This is a genomic window from Streptomyces sp. NPDC056987, from assembly GCF_042673865.1.
Classification (GTDB): domain Bacteria; phylum Actinomycetota; class Actinomycetes; order Streptomycetales; family Streptomycetaceae; genus Streptomyces.
The window spans coordinates 16,911-35,793 of record NZ_JBHURV010000065.1 but is presented as its reverse complement, the minus strand read 5'-3'; the positions used below and the strand labels follow the sequence as shown (position 1 = coordinate 35,793).

The following is an 18,883-nucleotide window of genomic DNA, read 5'->3' as shown; positions in this document are numbered from 1 at the left end:
ACCCACTCCATCCCGTGATCCCGGACCGGGATCACGGGATGGAGTGGGTCGAGGTCATCGGGCGTGGAACGCTCCGGCCCATTCGGTGTCGGCGATCTCCGCGGCGCGTTCCCAGTGCGGTGTGTAGTCCGTCGTCGCGGCGATGGCGGCCAGTGCCTCGCGGTGGTGCCAGACCTTCTCGAACGCGTCGGCGTACCGGTCGAGCAACGGTCCTGAGTCCGGATGCAGGTGCGCCTTCTGGATCGTGAAGGAGTCGTCGAGGACTCGCAGGGTGGCCGGGAACTCCTCGGGACGGTAAGGGCGGTCCACGACGCCGGGCAACGCCCACGGGTAGGCACCGAACCCGCGGCGGCCGGTGAAGACCCGCTGCGCGGGCAACGGCTGCAGCTGGTAGGGCACGGCGGGCACCCCTTCGGCACGCAGGGCCCGCTGTACGACGGAGCGCAGCGGGCCCGCGAACTCGTCGGCCAGCCCGAAGGCGGCGGGATTCACCCGGATGCGCAGGATGTGCCAGGCATGGGTGCGATCCTGTGGGACCTCGGGCACCTGGAAGCCGGGATACGCGGCCAGCCGTCCCAGCAGCCGGCCGACGTTCTCCTCGCGGACGGCCATTTCGGCGGGGAGTTGAGCGAGACGGCTACGGGTGAAGGCCGCCTGTATCGCGTTCGGTTTGCAGTTCCAGCCCAGCAGATGCGCCACGTAGCTGCGCTCGCCGCCCGCCGGAATGAGTTCACCGAACTGCCGCAGCATGGTCGCCCTCGTCGCCACGTCCGCGTCATCCGTTGTGATCAGGCCGCCCTCACCGCATGTGGCGAGATTCTTGCTGACGTTGAGGCTGAAGGTGTTCACCGCGCCGATCGAGCCCACGAACCGGCCCCGGTACCGGGCGCCGTGCGCCTGCGCGGCGTCCTCGATCACGGTGACCCCGTGCCGGGCGGCGATTTCGGTGATCCGGTCCAGATCGGCGGGCAGACCGTGCAGGTGGACCACGACGATCGCCTTGGTCCGGCTGGTGATCGCGGCCTCCAGCGCCGCGGGGTCCAGATTGAACGTGACGGGGTCGATGTCCACGAACACCGGTACGGCCATGAGATGGAGCGGAGCGGTGGCGCTGCCGATGAAGCTCAGGGCGGGCACGATGACCTCGTCGCCAGGCTCCACACCCGCGGCGCTCAGCGCGACCGACAGCGCCGCGGTTCCGTTGCTCACCGCCACACAGTGCTCCGTGCCGACGTACTGCGCCCACTCCCGCTCCAGGCCCGCGATCTCCTGTTCTCCCGACGAGGCGGAGGTGAACCGGCCGGACCTCAGTACCCGATGGACCGCCTGCTCGTCCTGATCGGTCACCATCGGCCAGGGCCTGATACCGAGTTCCCTGGGAACGGCCCGGCCACCGCCGAACATCGCAAGGTCGACCGTCAGCTGGGCCGGTTGCTGGATTGTCACCGCTGAACCTCTTCTCAAGGTGATTCCGTCCGAACGTCGCGCATGTCATCGTCGGCGTGCGCCGTCGCGTCCGGCGGCAATCACACCGGCAATTCACCTGCGTTCCTTCGCGGTGCTTCCGCGAATTGCCGCTCCGACTGCCGCCGGTGGCGAGCGCCGCTCGCTAACTTCGTTCCTGATTCCAGACCGGACCCGGAATGAGGGAATACGTGACCAGCCCTTTCGATGAGACGAATTCGAGTGTGGCCGGGAGAAATCCGGTCACCCGTCACCAGCGCGTCCTTTGTCAACTGGTCGCCGACGTCCTCGGGGTGAGCGACGTCGGGATCGACGACGGGTTCGTGGCGCTCGGCGGAGACAGCATCATTGCCATGCAACTCGTCAGCCGGGCAAGGAAAGCCGGTCTGCGGATCACTGTCGGCGATGTGCTGACGCGGCGGGACATGGAAGCACTGGCACAGACGGCCACCACGCTGGAGCAGGAGCCGGCCCCCGTCGCGGACAGCGGGGTGGGACCGGTCGTCACCACTCCGATCATGCACTGGTTCCGGGAACGCGGTGGCGTGGTCGACACCTACAACCAGTTCGCGGTCCTGCGCACGCCTTCAGGGCTGACGGAACCCCGTCTGATGTCGATGGTGCAGGCTCTGCTCGACCACCACGACATCCTGCGCCTGCGGCTGTCCGTGCTGGGCGACGAGGCGGACTGGGTGCTGGAGACCCCGCCGGTGGGCGCGGTCGACGCGGCCTCGGCCGTCCGGCGGACGGATGTGGCGGGTCGCCCCGAGGAGGAGTGGGCCGCGCTGGTGCGACAGGAGTCGGACGCGGCGCGCGACAGGCTGCGTCCCCAGGAGGGCAACGTCCTCCAGGCCGTGTGGTTCGATGCCGGACCGGATCGCCAGGGCATGCTCGCCCTGGTCGTCCATCATCTGGCCATCGACTCGATTTCCTGGCGCATCCTGGCCGCCGATCTCGCGACGGCCTGGCAGACCGTCGAGAAGGGTGCCGCAATCACTCTCGATCCGGTGCCGACCTCGTTCCGCCGCTGGTCCGAAGTACTCGGCGAGCAGGCGCACACGCAGGCCGGTGCCGCGGAACTCCCCGGCTGGCTCGAACGGCTGCGTCCCGGCGCCGCCCGGTTCGGCGACCGGGCGAGGGTACCCGGTCAGGACGTGGAAAGCCGGGACCGGGGTTTCACCGAGTCCCTGCCGGCCGAGTTCACGGAGGCGTTGCTGACCACAGTGCCGTCGCTGTTCAACGCCGGTATCAACGACGTTCTCCTCGCCGGTCTCGTGCAGGCGATGGGCGACTGGCATCGCCGACGCGGCACGGCGGGCGACGGCACCGTACTGCTGCACCTGGAAGGCCACGGCAGGGAAGACGCACTCGCGGAGGTGGATCTCTCCCGGACCGTCGGCTGGTTCACCAGCCTGTTCCCGATCAGGCTCGACCTGGGCGAACCGGACCGGACGGATGCGCACGTCGCCGGGGCCGCGGTGGGGAACGCGGTGAAGCGGGTCAAGGAGCAGGTGCGCGGCGTTCCCGACAAGGGAGTCCGGTACGGCCTCCTTCGCTATCTGAACCCGCGAACGGGTGCGCTGCTGGAGAAGGCGGCCCAGCCGGAGTTCGTCTTCAACTACCTGGGCCGTTTCGAGGTCTCGGACGACGACTGGTCGGTCGTACCGGAGTACGGGACCGGTGTGGACGACACGGGATCAGGCATGCCCATGGCCCACAGCATCGAGGTCAACGTGGCCACGGTGGACCGGGCGGACGGCCCGGTGCTACGGGCCACCTGGACCTGGGCCGACAGCGTCGTGTCCGAGGCGGACACCCGCGAGCTGGCGGAATCGTGGTTCCGGACGCTCCGGACCCTGGTCGCCCACGCCCGCGAACCCGGAGCGGGCGGACTCACCCCGTCCGACCTGACCCTGAGCTCGCTCAGCCAGCACGAACTCGACGAGATCGAATCCGATCTGCGGGCCTTCTGAGGAAGTTGACACTGAAGATGAACCAATCGGTAGTCGAGGACATCCTTCCCCTGTCGCCCTTGCAGGAAGGCCTCCTCTTTCACGCGCTGTTCGACCGGGAAAAGCACAGCCCATATCTCGCGCAATTCGCGGTGGACCTCGAAGGACCGGTGGATTCCGCGCTCCTGAGGGCGGCCGCGGACACCGTGATACGGCGCCACGCCACATTGCGGTCCGGATTCCGGTACCGAAAGACAGGCGAACCGATACGGGTGGTCCGCCGCGATGTCCCCCTGGACTGGCGGGAGACCGGGATCGGTCAGGAAGGCGCGCCGGAACGGATCGCCGAACTGACCGAGCAGGACTGGGCCCGGGGCATCGATGTCGGCGGATCGTCGTTGATCCGGTTCACTCTCGTGCGGCACACCGCCCGCCGCCACCGGCTGCTGGTGACCGCCCACCATCTCCTGCTGGACGGGTGGTCCTTCGCCCTGCTGTTCCAGGAGCTGTTCGCGGTGTATTCCCGCGCGGGCGGTACCGCCGGCCTGCCGTCGGTGCGTCCGTACCGGGACTACCTGGCATGGCTGGCGGAACAGGACCGGGCCGGCGCGGAGCGGCACTGGGCGGCGGCCCTGGAGGGGGTCACCGAGCCCACTTTCGTCGCGCCCGCCGATTCCCGGAGCGGTCCGCCGCCGGAGGAGGTGGCAGTGCTGCTGCCGTCGGAGACGACAGCGCTGCTGACCGCGCACGCCCGCAGGAACCACGTCATGCTCAACACGGTGTGCCAAGGGGTCTGGGCCATCCTCGTCGGGTCGCTCACCGGACGCGACGATGTGGTGTTCGGCTCGACGGTCAGCGGCCGTCCGGCAGAGCTGACCGGCGCGGACTCGATGATCGGGATGTTCATCAACACGGTTCCGGTACGGGTGCGGCTGGACCGGGCGGATTCGGTGAGCGCGCTGTTCGACCAGATCCAGGCGGGGCGCGCCGCATCGCTCGACCACGACCACCTCGGCCTGACGGAGATCCAGACCCTGGCCGGGTCCCCGACCGCGCTCTTCGACACCAACGTGGTCTTCGACAACTTCCCGATGCACGACTACAAGGTCGACTCACCCGACGGTGAACTGCAGGTGGGCGTCACCTTCCGTGACAGCGCGCACTATCCGCTGACCCTCGCCGTCGAACCGGGTGAGCGGCTCGCGCTGCGCCTGCACTACCGCCCGGACCTGTTCACCGCCGACCGGGCGGCCGAGATCGCCGACCGGCTTGTGCTGCTGTTCGAGCAGGTGGCCGAGGATCCGGACCGAGCGCTCTCCGCGCTGACCATGCTGTCGCCCGGGCAGCGCGACCAGGTCGTACGGAAGTGGAACGACACCGCGGTCGAGCTGCCCGAGGTGACGCTTGCCGACCTGTGGTCCGAGCAGGTCCGACGCACGCCGGACGCGACGGCCCTGGTGGCGTCCGACGAGCAACTGAGCTATGCCGAGCTGGACGAACGGGTGGATCGGCTGGCGGCGCAGCTCGCCCACAGAGGCGCGGGCCCGGACCGGGTCGTGGCCGTGGCACTGCCCCGTTCGGTGGAACTGGTGGTCGCGATCCTCGCTGTCGTCAAAGCGGGCGCGGCCTACCTTCCGGTTGATCTGGACCACCCCGCCGGGCGGATCGCCGCGATGGTCGCGGATGCCGGGCCGATCCTCGTACTGACTGACTCGAAGAGCGCCGGCGCCCTCCCCGACTCTCCACCGAAGCTGTTGCTCGACGAGCCGATCGCGCAGGTCCCCGCCCGGCCGGTGCGACCGCGCCCGGCGCACTCCGCCTATGTCATCTTCACCTCGGGATCCACCGGACGGCCCAAGGGGGTCGTGGTTTCGCACGCGGCCATAGTCAACCGTCTGCTGTGGATGCAGGACCGGTATCGGCTCACCGATGCCGATCGGGTGCTGCAGAAGACCCCGGCCGGTTTCGACGTATCGGTGTGGGAGTTCTTCTGGCCGCTGATCTCCGGGGCGAGCCTGGTGATGGCGAAGCCCGGCGGACACCGCGACCCCGTCTATCTGGCCGAGCTGATCCAGCGTGAATCGGTGACCGTCACACATTTTGTGCCCTCGATGCTGCAGGCGTTCCTCCGGGAGCCCGGCGCGGCCGGCTGCACGAGCCTGCGCCAGATCATCTCCAGTGGTGAGGCCCTGTCCGCGGAAACACAACGTGAACTGTTCAGCACGCTCGGCTCCACCGAACTGCACAACCTCTACGGACCGACCGAAGCCGCTGTCGACGCGACCTACTGGCAGTGCCGCCGTGGCGATGAGGGAAGTTCGGTGCCGATCGGTCGGCCGCTGGCCAATGTGGCGGCGTATGTGCTGGACGGCGGGCTGCGGCCGGTGCCGCCGGGGGTGGTGGGCGAGCTGTATCTGGGCGGGATCCAGCTCGCCAGGGGATATACCGGGCGCCCCGCGTTGACCGCCGAGAGGTTCGTGGCCTGCCCGTTCTCGGCGGGGGAGCGCATGTACCGGTCCGGTGACCTGGCCCGGTGGACCGCCGACGGGGAGCTGGAGTACGTCGGCCGCGCGGACGCGCAGGTGAAGATACGGGGCTTCCGCGTGGAGCTCGGCGAGGTCGAGGCGGTACTGGCCGGCCACCCCGAGGTGATGCAGGCCGCGGTCGTCCTCAGGGAGGACCGGCCGGGTGACCAGCGCTTGGTTGCGTATGTCGTGGCCCGGTCCTCGGGCCTCACGGGCCGGGAACTACGCCGCTTCGTGGCGGACAGCGTGCCCGACTACATGGTCCCCGCCGCGGTGGTCCTGGTCGAGACCATGCCGACGACGATGAACGGGAAGCTCGACCGGGCCGCGCTGCCGGAGCCGGACCGGGCCGCGCACGCCGTGCGGGAGCCGCGGAGTCCACGTGAGGAGATCCTGTGCGAACTCTTCGCCGAAGTGCTCGGGGTGCCCCGCGTGGGGATCGACGACCATTTCTTCGACCTGGGAGGGCACTCCCTGCTGGCGCTCCGGCTGCTCTCCCGGATCCGGTCGGTCCTGGGGGAGGGGTTCGAGATCCGGGACCTGTTCGCCGAACCCACGGTGGCCGGACTGGCCCGGCTGACCGGAGCCGCGCGCCCCGCGCTGACCGCCCGGGCAGGAACGGAGCCCGTACCGCTGTCGTTCGCCCAGCGACGTCTGTGGTTCCTGAACCGGATGGAGCGCGACGAAGGAACGTACAACGTGCCCGTCGCGGTCCGTCTCACCGGGGCGGTGGACAGGGACGCTCTGGCACAGGCGTTCGCCGACGTGGCGGAACGGCACGAGAGCCTGCGCACGATCTTCCCCGAGGAAAGCGGTGAGCCGCACCCGGTCGGACTGGACTCGGTTCCCGGGATCGAGGTCGTCGAGGTGGCACCGGCGGACCTCGCCGACGCCACGGCGGAGCGGGTCCGTCACCGGTTCGACCTCACCGCACACGCACCCGTCCGTGCCACGCTGTTCGTGCTCGGCCAGGAGCAGCACGTCCTGCTGCTGGTCATTCAGCACATCGCGGCCGACGGATGGTCCCTGCGTCCGCTGCTGGAAGACCTCGGCCTGGCGTACACCGCCCGATGCGACGGGAGCGCACCGGACTGGCCGGCGCAGCCCGTGCGCTACGCCGACTACACACTGTGGCAGCGAGAGCTGCTCGGCGACGCCGAGGACGCGGACAGCCTGATGGCCCGCCAGTTGGCCTACTGGCAGCAGCAGTTGGCCGCACTGCCGACGGAGCTGACGTTGCCGGTGGACCGGCCGCGCCCCGCGGTGGCGGCGCACTCCGGTGGGACCGTGGCTGTCCACTGGGAGCCGGAGCTGCACAGCAGGCTGCTCGATCTCGCCAGGTCCGCCGGCTGCACGGTGTTCATGGTGCTGCAGGCGGGTTTCGCGGCACTGCTGACCCGTATGGGCGCGGGCACCGACATCCCCTTCGGCACCCCGGTGGCGGGCCGGTCGGACAGCGCGCTCGACGACCTGGTCGGGTTTTTCGTCAACACCCTGGTGCTGCGCACCGACACCGCGGGCGATCCCGGGTTCGCCGAACTGCTGCGACGGGTCCGGGACACCGACCTGGAGGCATTCGGACACCAGGACGTCCCCTTCGAGCGTATCGTCGAGGTCCTGCATCCCGAGCGGTCGCTGTCCCGGAACCCCCTGTTCCAAGTCATGCTCCAGGTGCAGCACGCCGAGACCTCCACCCCGGCCTTCGCCGGACTGGAGGGGGAACGGGTCCCGGTGGCCTGGGACGTCGCCAAGTTCGACCTCAGTCTTGAACTGGTGGACGAGCGCGATGCCGAGGGAGCACCGGCCGGGCTGACCGGCTACCTCGAGTATTCCGAGGAGCTGTTCGACCGGACCACCGCCGAACAGCTCGTGACGCGCCTGCGACGGCTGCTGGAACAGGTGCTCGCCGCCCCGGAACGACCGATCAGCGCTGTCGACGTGCTCTCGGACGGGGAACGGCGGCGTTTCCTCGCCGCGCGTCCCGTGCCCGCGCTCGCGCGGCGACCCGTGTTCCTGCCCGACGCGTTCCGGGAGCAGGCCGCCCGCACGCCGGACGCGACGGCGCTGGTCTTCGAGGACACCGCGATGACCTACGCCGAGCTGGACGCACGTGCCACCCGGCTCGCCCGCCACCTCGTGACCCGGGGCGCGGGCCCGGACCGAGTGGTGGCGGTGGCCCTGCCCAGGTCCATGGACCTGGTGGTCGCGCTACTGGCGGTGCTGAAGGCGGGCGCCGCGTTCCTCTTCGTCGACATGGCGTATCCGGCCCGGCGGATCGCCCACCTGCTGGAGGACTCCGCCGCCGCCCTGGTCGTCACCGACGGCGAATCCGCCGAGTCGCTGCCCGCACGCGAACCGGTGCTCATCGACGGCCTCGCGCTCGACGACGAGTCATCGGAAGAACTCGAGATCGCGATCACCCCGGAGCATCCGGCATACGTCGTGTACACCTCGGGGTCGACCGGCCTGCCCAAGGGTGTGATGGTGACCCACGGCGGGCTGGCCAATCTGCTCGCCTTCTACCGTGAGGAGGTCATCGCCACCGCCGAACGGACGCGAGGTACGCGGCGCTGTCGGATGGCGCTGACCGCGTCCCTCTCCTTCGACACCTCGGTCGTCGGTCTGCTGTGGCAGGCCGTCGGCCACGAACTCCACCTGATCGGCGACGACACCCGCCGCGACCCCGCCGCCATGGCCCGGTACCTGGACCGGTGCGGCATCGACGCTCTCGACGTGATGCCCAGCTATGCCGAAGAGCTGATCCAGCAGGGCATGCTCGACCCGGCCGGAACGCCGCCGGCGGTGCTGATGACCGGCGCGGAAACGGTGGGCGAGAAGTTGTGGACACGGATCCGGGAAACCGAGGGGATCACCGTCTACAACATCTACGGACAGACCGAGACCACCGTGGACTCCCTCTTCTGGACGTCGGACGACAGCGACCGCCCTCTGATCGGCCGTCCGATCGCCGGGGTGGACGTGTTCGTGCTCGACCCGCGGCTGCACCCCGTCCCGCCGAAGGTGATCGGTGAACTGTACGTCGCGGGCGCCCAGTTGGCGCGCGGTTACGTGAACCGTCCCGGCCTGACCGCGGAGCGGTTCGTGGCGAACCCGTTCAGGCCCGGGCAGCGTATGTATCGCACGGGTGACCTCGTCCGGTGGACCGACGACGGCGCGCTGGAATTCCTCGGCCGGGCCGACGACCAGGTGAAGATCCGTGGCTTCCGGGTCGAACTCGGCGAGGTCGAGACGGTACTGGCCCGCCACGAGGGCGTCGCGCACGCGGTGGCGGTCCTGCGTGAGGACCGGCCCGGGGACAACCGTCTCGTCGGATATGTGCTCGCGCGGAACACGGAACTCGACGTGAGACAACTGCGCGAGTTCGCACGGCAGAACCTGCCGGACTACATGGTGCCCGCCGCGATCGTGGTGGTCGAGGAACTGCCGTTGACACCGAACGGGAAACTCGACCGTGCCGCGCTGCCGAAACCGGCGTACCCCACCGGCACCCGGCGCGCGCCGCGCGATCTCCGCGAGGAGCTCCTGTGCGGGCTGTTCGCGGAAGTGCTCGGCCGTGACGCGGTGGGGATCGACGACGGCTTCTTCGATCTCGGCGGCCACTCCCTGCTGGCTGTGCGGCTCAGCAGCAGGGCGCGCTCCGTGCTCGGCGTGGAACTGCCTGCCCCTCTGCTGTTCAGTACCCCGACCGTGGCCGGGCTGGCGGACCGCCTTGACGGCATTCTCCCCGGCAGGCCGGCGCTCCGGCCGGGGAAACGCCCGGACGTGCTGCCGCTGTCCTTCGCCCAGCAGCGGCTGTGGTTCCTGAGCCAGTGGGAGGAAACAGGCACCAGCTACAACCTTCCTGTCGCTCTGCGCCTGTCCGGTCCGCTGGATCGGGGAGTTCTCGAACAGGCGTTGTCCGATGTCACGGACCGGCACGAGAGTCTGCGGACGGTTTTCGCCGACCGTGACGGTCGGCCGGTGCAGTCGGTGCTCGCGCCGGGAGCGGTCCGGCCGGAACTGGTCCACCGAGAGGTGTCCGAGGCCGAGGTCGAGGCGGCGATTCGCGCGGCCGCGGACCATCCGTTCGATCTGGCCACACAGCCTCCCCTGGCCGCCCACCTGTTCACGACGGGCCAGGCGGATCACGTCCTGCTGCTGGTGTTCCACCACATCATCTGCGACGGCTGGTCGCTCGGACCGCTCATGCGCGACCTTTCCGCCGCCTATGCCGCCCGCACGCGGCGCGACGCTCCACAGTGGGACGAGCTGCCGGTGCAATACGCCGATTACGCGCTGTGGCAACGGGATCTGCTGGGCAGTGAGGAAGACCCGGACAGTGTGCTGTCCCGTCAGCTGAGCCACTGGCGCGCCCAGCTGGCCGATCTCCCGGTGGAATTGACCTTGCCGACGGATCGGCCCCGGCCCGATACCAGCGACTACGCGGGGGGATCGGCGAACGTCGAGTGGGGTCCCGACCTCCATCGAAGCCTGCTCGCGGTCGCCAAGGAGCACAACTGCACGCTGTTCATGGTGCTCCAAGCCGGATTCGCCGCCCTGCTCAACAGGCTGGGCGCGGGGACGGACATTCCGATCGGCACCCCGGTGGCCGGCCGGACGGACGACGCGGCCGACGAGGTCGTCGGGTTCTTCGTCAACACGGTGGTCCTGCGGACCGACGTCTCGGCCAACCCGAGTTTCGCGGAGCTGCTCCGTCGCGTCCGGGCCACCGACCTCGCGGCCTACGAGCACCAGGACGTCCCGTTCGAGCGGCTGGTCGAAGAGGTGAATCCACCACGCTCGCTCGGCCGCCACCCGCTCTTCCAAGTCATGGTCCAGCTCCAGCACGCGACCGCCGCTCCGGAACTCCCCGGTCTGCGGGTGACCGAATGGCCGGTCCCGTCGACCACCGCGAAATTCGACCTGGTCATCGATGTGGAGGAGCGGCTCGACCAGGACGGAGCGCCGGCCGGGCTGGTCGGGGCCTTGACGTACTCGACCGCCCTGTTCGACGCCTCGACGGGTGAGCGGCTCGCCGACGGCCTGCGCGGGTTGCTGACGCAGGTGGCCCGAGACCCGGAACGGCTGGTCGCTGACCTCGACGTACCGCCCGTCCAGAGCCGGCGGTCCGGTGTCGTCACCGGATGCCCGGATCCGTCGCGGGGCGCGGCGCCGACCACCACCGGCCCGCGCAGGGCGCACGAGGAGGTGCTCGGCGAGCTGTTCGCCAAGGTGCTCGGCCGGGACTCGGTCGGCATCGACGACAACTTCTTCGCCCTGGGCGGGCATTCGCTGCTGGCGATCCAGCTGATCTCCCGGGTGCGTTCGACCCTGGGGCTGGAGCTGCCGGTCCGCGAACTCTTCCGAGCCCCGACCGTCGCCGGGGTCGCCGCATACCTGACGAAGGCCCGGCCCGCCCGCCCGGCGCTGCGGCCTGCCCCTTCCCACTGACCGTGGGGCGTTCAACGACACACCTGGGAGACGGACCTGATGCTCACCATGTTCGGACTGGAACGGATGGAGGAAGCGGTGTACCGGGAGATGAGCGAATCGCCTCCGCCGGTCGCCGACGAGATCGCCGACCGGCTGGCGGTCGCTCCGGATCTGGTCCTTGCTTGCCTCGACCGGCTGTCCGAACTCGGCCTGGTTCGGGAGTCCTTCGAGGTGCCCGGCAGATTCGCGGTGGTCGACCCGATCCTGAGCCTGCAGCAGTCGCTCGCCGGCCAGTACGAGGAGTTGATGCGTCGGCAGCGGCGGGTCGCCGAGACCCATGCCGAGGTTGTCCGCCTGCTCATGTCCGACGCCTCCGGCCGGCCGGGCAGGGTCGAACAGGTCGAGCGGCTCCTGGGGATGGACGAGGTGCAGTGCCGGGTGGACCGGCTGGCGGGAGAGGCCGTCCGTGAGGTGCTGACGTTCGTGCCCGGTGGCGCGCGGTCGACGCCGGAACTCTCGGCAGCGCGCCGCAATGACGCGGCGTTGCTGAGCCGCTCGGTGTCGATCAGGACCGTCGGCACGGACACCGACTCCTACGACGCCGCGACCCTGGCGCACGTGCGCTGGCTGACCGGCAACGGGGGCCAGTTCCGCGGCTTTGAAGCGCCGCTGCCGGGAATGATCCTGTTCGACGGTTCGGTCGCGCTGGTACCCCTCGACCCGCAGAACAGGGCGGCGGGCGCGCTCCAGGTCACCGATCCCGGCCTCGTCGCTCCGATGGTCGTTCTGTTCGAACAGACCTGGTCGCTGGCCACACCGCTGGACGCAGGGCGTTCGACGACGGACGACATCTTGAACGGCAAGGAACTGGCGCTGCTCAGACTGGTCGCCGAGGGGTATACCGATGCGGCCGCCGCAGGTCAGTTGCATGTTTCGCACCGGACCGCTCGACGCATGATGGCGGTGCTGATGGAGCGCCTCGGCGCCCGCAGCCGCTTCGAGGCCGGGGTCAAGGCCGCCCGGCGCGGCTGGCTCTGACCACCGAACGGGCCCCCGGGACTCACCTCCGACGCCACATCACTCCATCTCGGCCGATCTCCACGGCCCGGCGTGATCGCCATGACCTGACCACCTTGAAAGGACAATTCCGTGAACAATCCGTTCGACGACGAAAATGGCTCTTATCTCGTCCTGGCCAATGCGGAGCGACAGCACTCCTTGTGGCCCGCGAACATCGACGTGCCCGCCGGCTGGTCCACCGTCTTCGGAGCGGGACCGCGGACCGCGTGCCTGGCCCATGTCGAGGAAAACTGGACGGACATGCGGCCGGCCAGCCTGGCGGCCACGATGAACGGGGCCCGGCCGCCGGCCGCGAACGAGAACGCTGATGCCGGGCCGGCGTTCACCGGGAAGTCGCAGTGAGCGGCGTACGGGACACCACGATGGTGCCCCTGCACCGGACGCCGCACGCCGAGCGGACTCTGGTCGGCCTGAGTTTCTTCGGCGGTGGCACGGCCGCGTACCAGCCGTGGACCGCGCACATGCCCGCAGGGACGGACCTGGTCGTGCTCTGCTACCCCGGCAGGGAGGGGCGGTTCGCCGAGGACTTCGCCCGCGACTGGGACGAACTGGCCGCCGATGTCACACGATCACTGCGCGAAGCCGATCTCGGCCCGTACATCCTCTTCGGGCACAGCATGAGCGGCTGGATGGCCTTCGACGTGGCTGCCCGGCTCGACAGTGACGCGGTGCGAAAGCCCGAAGCGCTCGTCCTGTCCTCCTGCAATGCCCCGGACCGCGGCCTGACCGACAGCGAACGTCTTCCCACGCCCCAGGACGCGGACGAGCGACTCCTGGAGTGGCTCGGAACCCACGGCCTGTTGCCCCAGCACGTCCGTGAACACGCCGGCCTGACCGAGGTGGCGCTGGAGCTGGTACGGGCCGACATCGCTGTCCGTAACACCTTCGTCTACGGCGGCGCCGAGGTGAGCGTGCCGCTTCAGGTGTTCTCCGGTGCCGACGATCCGCTGATCAGCGCCGACGTGGCTGCTCGGTGGAGCGCCCTGACCTCCGGCCCGTACCGGCACGACGTGCTCGGCGGCGGTCACTTCTACACCCCGGAGATCTGGCAGACCCTCCCGAGACGGATCGCTTCGATCAATTCCGCCGCAACCAGCCCTGCCTCCTGAGGAGTTGCCCGTGTCCCCCGTGTCCTACGCCCAGCGGAGGCTGTGGTTCCTGAATCGCGTGAACGGCGGGTCGGCGGTCTACAACTGCCCGCTCGTCATCCGGGTGAGAGGTGAACTGGACCGAACCGCCCTGGCAGCGGCGCTCGCCGACCTGGCAGACCGGCACGAAGTGCTGCGCACGGTGTACCCCGGTGTCGAGGGCGAACCCGTACAGCGCGTACTTGCCCGACGGCCCGAGCTGGACGTGGTCGCGTGCGAGGAGAGCGGGCTCACAGACGTGCTGTCCGCCACCGTCGAGCGCGGCTTCGACCTGACGGCCGATCTCCCCATCCGGGCGACGGTGTTCGCGCTGTCACCCAGGGAACACGTGCTGGCGCTGGTGCTCCACCACATCGCCTGCGACGAGGGGTCCTGGCAGCCGCTGCTCACCGACCTGGCCGCGGCGTACCGCGCCAGGGCCGCGGGCGAGTCACCCCAGTGGTCGCCGCTTCCGGTGAGTTACCGGGACTACGCCGTATGGCAGCGTGATGTGCTGGGCGAGGAGGACGACCCGGCGAGCCTGCTCGCGACACAGCTGTCCTTCTGGCGGGAGCAGTTGGCCGGGCTGCCCGCCGAGCTGGACCTGCCGTTCGACCGGCCGCGCCCCGCGATCGCCGACCACCGCGGTGATTGCGTACCACTGAAGCTCGACGGCGATCTGCATCGCCGCCTGCTCGCGGTCGCCGCCGACCACGGGTGCACCACCTTCATGGTGCTCCAGGCCGGGCTTGCGGTACTGCTGTCCCGGCTGGGGGCCGGTACGGACATCCCCATCGGCACCGCGGTGGCGGGACGCCTGGACGATGCGCTGGAAGGCGTCGTCGGTTTCTTCGTGAACACCTTGGTACTGCGCAGCGACGTGGCCGGCGATCCGACGTTCGGCGAGCTGCTGCACCGGGTGCGGGACGCCGATCTCGCCGCCTACGACCACCAGGACGTTCCTTTCGAGCGGCTGGTCGAGGACCTGAACCCGGAACGGTCACTGGCACGGCATCCGCTCTTCCAGGTCATGCTCACCCTGTCCAGGGGAGAGGAGGCGGCGTTCTCGCTGCCGGGCCTGGCCTGTACCGAGGAGCAACTGGACTGGGAGGTAGCGAAGTTCGACCTGTCCGCCGACTTCAGGGAGCATCGCACGCCGGACGGGGAAGCAGCCGGCATCGACGGTTCCCTCGAGTACGCGACCGGCCTCTTCGACCGGGCCACCGTCGACCACATCGCCGATGCCCTACCCAGGTTGATGCGGCAACTCGTGTCGGCCCCGCAACGACCCATAGGCGAAGCCGACACTCTCTCCGCCGAGCACCGGCACCAGGCCCTCGTCGCGTGGAACGACACCGCCCGACCGACGTCGCCGGCCACCGTGCCGGAGCTGTTCGAGGCGCAGGCCGCGCGAACGCCGCGAGCGACCGCGGTGGTGTGCGGGAGCACGAGGCTCACTTTCGCCGAACTCAACGCTCGTGCCAACCTGCTCGCCCGTCGTCTGCGCGTTCAGGGAGCCGGGGCGGAGAGGTTGGTCGCACTGGCCCTGCCTCGGTCGGCCGAGTCCGTCGTCGCGATGCTGGCGGTACTCAAGACGGGTGCGGCCTACCTGCACATCGACCTCGAATACCCACCGGACCGCATCGAGCACATGCTGCGTGACGCCGCACCGGTCGCCGTCGTCACGGACACCGCGACCGCGGCGGCGCACGGGTTCGGTGAGCTGCCCGCGGTGTTCGCCGACCGGATCGAGACGCCGTCCGGCCCCGTGGCCGACCTGAAGTGCCGTGTACTGCCGGACAGTGCCGCGTACGTCATCTACACCTCCGGATCCACCGGCCGTCCCAAGGGCGTCGTGACGCCGCATTCCGCCTTGGGCAACCTGTACGCCTTCCACCGCGCGGGCCTCATCGCGCGCACCGAGGCCGCGGCGTGCCGGCGGCTGAGGTCCGCCGTCACCGCCTCGCTGTCGTTCGACACATCGTGGGAGGCGCTGTTCTGGATGCTGGCGGGACATGAACTCCATGTCATCCGCGACGACGTCCGGCGCGACGCCATCGCGTTGACCGCCTACGTCAGGGCCGCCGAGGTTGACGTCCTCGACGTCACGCCCACCTACGCGGAGCACCTGCTCGACGAGGGCCTGCTGTCCGGGGCAGGGGCGCCGCTGGTGCTGCTGCTTGGTGGGGAAGCCGCCGGGCAGTCGCTGTGGACGCGCATCCGGGAGGCATCCGGCACGCTCTGTTACAACCTCTACGGCCCCACGGAATGCACCCTGGACGCGCTGTGGTGGGACGCCGCGGACAGCCCGCACCCGCTGATCGGAAGACCGATCGGGAACACCAGGGTCTTCGTGCTCGACGAGCGGTTGCAACCCGTCGCGCCCGGTGTGCCGGGCGAGTTGTACGTGACCGGCCCCGGCGTGGCCCGCGGCTATCTGAACCGCCCGGCCGCCACCGCCGAACGGTTCGTCGCCTGCCCCTACGTGGCGGAAGGGGAGACGGGCAGCCGCATGTACCGCACCGGTGACCTGGTCCGGTGGGACCGTCAGGGCAGGCTGGACTATCTGGGCCGCGTCGACGACCAGGTCAAGGTGAGGGGCTTCCGTATCGAGCTCGGCGAGGTGGAGGCCGCGCTGACCCGCTGCCCCGGCGTGGCGCAGTCCGCCGTGGCCGTGCGCGCGGACGCGAGGGGCGACAAGCGGCTCGTGGCGTACGTACAGTCGGCCCCGGACCACGCGCTCGACCCGCGCGAACTGCGCAACCGGCTGGCCTCGATCCTGCCCGACCACATGATCCCGTCGTTCTTCCAGCCGGTGGGACGGCTGCCGATGACGCCCAACGGGAAACTCGACCGGGACGCGCTGCCGCCCCCGGACTTCGCGCACCGTCCGGCGTCGCGTGGCCCGCGTGGACCCTACGAGGAGGTCCTCTGCGACCTGTTCGCGCAGGTCCTGGGGCTCAGCCGGGTCGGAGCCGAGGAGAGCTTCTTCGAACTGGGCGGCCACTCCCTGCTGGCCGTCAGGTTGCTCTCCCGGGTACGAGCGGTGCTCGGCGGCCAACTCACCATCGTGGATCTGTTCCAGGCGCCCACCGTCGCCGCCCTGGCGGACCGGCTGGCCGCGGGCGCGCGGCACGACCCGCTGGCGCCCCTGCTCCCCCTGCGGACAGGAGGCGACCGGCCCGCGCTGTTCTGCGTGCATCCGGCCGCCGGGATCAGCTGGGGTTACGCGGGCCTGCTCGGCCACATCGATGCCGGGTACCCCGTGTACGGCCTACAAGCCAAAGGCCTCAACGACGCGAAGGCAGTCGGCGGATCCTGGCGCCAGATGGTCGAGGACTACGTGGAGCAGATCCGGTCGGTCCAACCCGAAGGACCCTACCGGCTGATCGGATGGTCCTTCGGCGCCGTGCTCGCCCACCTCCTGGCCACCGACCTCCAGGCCGGCGGAGCCCAGGTCGACCTGCTCGCACTGCTGGACGGCTACCCGCCCGACTCGGTACCCGGCTACCGTCCCCTCGAAGAGGGCAGTTCGGAGACATTCACCGAACTCCTCGACTCCTTGGGGTACGACCTTTCCGAGTGCGGCGAGGAACCGCTGCGCTTCGACGACTACGAGCGGACGGTCCGCCGACCGGGCAGCACGCTCGAATGGCTGACGCGTGAGGAAGCCGCCGCGCTGGCCCGCGTGTTCGTGGACAACGACCGGATCTACGAGGAACTCCAGCCCCGGACGTACCGGGGGGACATGGTGTTCATGTCCGCCACGGAGGGGAAGCCGGAGGATGCCCCCGCACCGGAATCCTGGCGTGACCACGTGACCGGAAGGATCGAGGTGCATGAAATCGACTGCGCCCACGGTGAGATCACCCAGGCGGAGCCGATTTCGCGGATCGGCGCCGTCCTCGCCGGGAAACTCGCCCTGCTGGACACGCCGCGGCCCACGGCGGGGGAGCGGTGAGCGGCAAGACCCGCCAAGGCTCGGTGACCGGGCGCGAGTTCCGGTTGTTCTGGTTCGGGGAGACCGTGAATCTGCTCGGCAACGGCATCGCCGTGGTGGCGCTGCCGTTGGTCGCCGTCCTCACCCTGCACGTGGACACCTTCGTTGTCGGACTGCTGACGTCCGTCACCTATCTGCCGTGGCTGATGCTCGGTCTGCCCGCGGGCGCCTGGGTGGACCGCCTTCCCCGCCGCCCGGTGATGCTGATCTCCGATGCCGTTTCCTTCGTCGCTTTCATCAGTGTTCCGGTCGCGGCCTGGGCAGACGTACTCACCGTTCCGCATCTGCTCGCGGCCGCCTTCGTCTGCGGTTGCGCCGGCGTCTTCTTCACCACCGCGCAACGTGCGTATCTGCCGACACTGCTTTCCGACACGGAGCTACTGGCCGGCAACGCGCGGTTGCAGGGCAGTGAGTCGACAGCCGAGGTCATCGGCCCCGGTCTGGCCGGATTGCTGGTGCAAGCTTTCGGTGCCGTCGCCGGACTGGTGGCCAACGCGCTGAGTTTCCTGGTGTCCTGGCTCTGTCTTCGGGCGATCCGGATCACCGAACCGCCGCCCTCGCCGCCCCCGGAGGTCCGGCGGCGCCGACTGCGCACCGAAGTCGGCGACGGCCTGAGATTCCTGTTCCGGGATCCCATTTTGCGCACACTCGCGGTATTCAGCGCGGTGTCCAACATCGCGTTGACCGGCCTGAGCTCGATCGAAGTGGCGTTCCTGGTACGGACGGTCGGGGCCGGCGAGGCCGTGGTCGGCGTGGTGCTGACGTTGTGTGGTCTCGGCGGAGTCCTCGGAGTGCTGTTGTCCCCCCGCGTGTCCCGGCGATACGGCAGCGCGCGGGCCGTAGTGATCTGCCTGGTAGGCGCCGCGCCCTTCACCTTGCTCTTTCCGCTGACCGGCCCGGGGGCCGGCCTCGCGTTCTTCGTCGTCGGCGGTGTCGGTGTCGGCGCGGGTGTGGTTGCGGCGAACATCATCACCGACACTTTCCGCCAGCGGTACTGCCCACCCGACCTGATTGGGCGCATCAGTGCCAGCGCGGCCGTGATCAGCTTCGGTGCCATCGCTTTCGGCGGGTTGCTCGGCGGCACACTCGGCGAGTTGTCCGGTGTCCGGGAAACGATGTGGATGATGGCCGGCCTGCACGTACTGGCAACGGCAATTCTGCTGTGCAGCCCGATACGAAGAATGCGTGATTTCCCCGAATCCGATCACTCAATTCTCGTGGTCGAGACAGGAAAGGCTGTGCCCTAAAGCGTCCTGGCCGCTTCTGCCCGTCGTCAGACGCTTTTCCTGACGCGACGGAGAA

At 69.5% G+C, this 18,883-nt stretch carries 8 protein-coding genes; 7 read left to right on the top strand and 1 reads right to left on the bottom strand.

The features are described from left to right. Positions 1 to 54: 54 nt before the first annotated feature. Positions 55 to 1,446: a DegT/DnrJ/EryC1/StrS family aminotransferase gene (locus ACFTZC_RS40420; RefSeq protein WP_382898922.1), complete on the bottom strand. Its 1,392-nt coding sequence runs from the start codon at positions 1,444 to 1,446 to the stop codon at positions 55 to 57. Positions 1,447 to 1,655: 209 nt separating this feature from the next. Between ACFTZC_RS40420 and ACFTZC_RS40415 the strand changes: the two genes are divergently transcribed. The 7 genes from ACFTZC_RS40415 to ACFTZC_RS40385 all read left to right on the top strand — a co-directional run bounded on the left by ACFTZC_RS40415 (position 1,656) and on the right by ACFTZC_RS40385 (position 18,828). Continuing rightward, positions 1,656 to 3,437, top strand: coding sequence for a condensation domain-containing protein (locus ACFTZC_RS40415; RefSeq protein WP_382898921.1), 1,782 nt, complete (start codon positions 1,656 to 1,658; stop codon positions 3,435 to 3,437). Positions 3,438 to 3,454: 17 nt separating this feature from the next. Then, positions 3,455 to 11,392: an amino acid adenylation domain-containing protein gene (locus ACFTZC_RS40410; protein WP_382898919.1), complete on the top strand. Its 7,938-nt coding sequence runs from the start codon at positions 3,455 to 3,457 to the stop codon at positions 11,390 to 11,392. 39 nt (positions 11,393 to 11,431) lie between these two features. After that, on the top strand, positions 11,432 to 12,412 hold the full coding sequence (locus ACFTZC_RS40405) for a LuxR C-terminal-related transcriptional regulator (protein ID WP_382898917.1): 981 nt from the start codon (positions 11,432 to 11,434) through the stop codon (positions 12,410 to 12,412). A 111-nt stretch (positions 12,413 to 12,523) separates the two neighbouring features. Then, entirely contained in the window at positions 12,524 to 12,796 is a 273-nt protein-coding gene (locus ACFTZC_RS40400) for an MbtH family protein (RefSeq protein WP_382898915.1), read from the top strand. Further along, positions 12,793 to 13,563 carry a thioesterase II family protein gene (locus tag ACFTZC_RS40395; RefSeq protein ID WP_382898913.1) on the top strand — a complete coding sequence of 257 codons (771 nt, stop codon included), beginning with the start codon at positions 12,793 to 12,795 and terminating at the stop codon, positions 13,561 to 13,563. Before ACFTZC_RS40400 ends, ACFTZC_RS40395 begins: the two co-directional genes overlap by 4 nt. A 10-nt stretch (positions 13,564 to 13,573) precedes the next feature. After that, entirely contained in the window at positions 13,574 to 17,542 is a 3,969-nt protein-coding gene (locus tag ACFTZC_RS40390; protein WP_382898911.1) for an amino acid adenylation domain-containing protein, read from the top strand. After that, positions 17,539 to 18,828, top strand: a complete 1,290-nt coding sequence (locus ACFTZC_RS40385; RefSeq protein ID WP_382898910.1) for an MFS transporter — start codon at positions 17,539 to 17,541, stop codon at positions 18,826 to 18,828. The genes ACFTZC_RS40390 and ACFTZC_RS40385 overlap by 4 nt, the downstream gene beginning before the upstream one ends. Positions 18,829 to 18,883: the final 55 nt, after the last annotated feature.

Bases quoted from the DNA above. Each gene is read 5' to 3' on its own strand.
- ACFTZC_RS40405 (WP_382898917.1), top strand. From the start codon at position 11,432: ATGCTCACCATGTTCGGACTGGAACGGATGGAGGAAGCGGTGTACCGG.
- ACFTZC_RS40410 (WP_382898919.1), top strand. From the start codon at position 3,455: ATGAACCAATCGGTAGTCGAGGACATCCTTCCCCTGTCGCCCTTGCAG.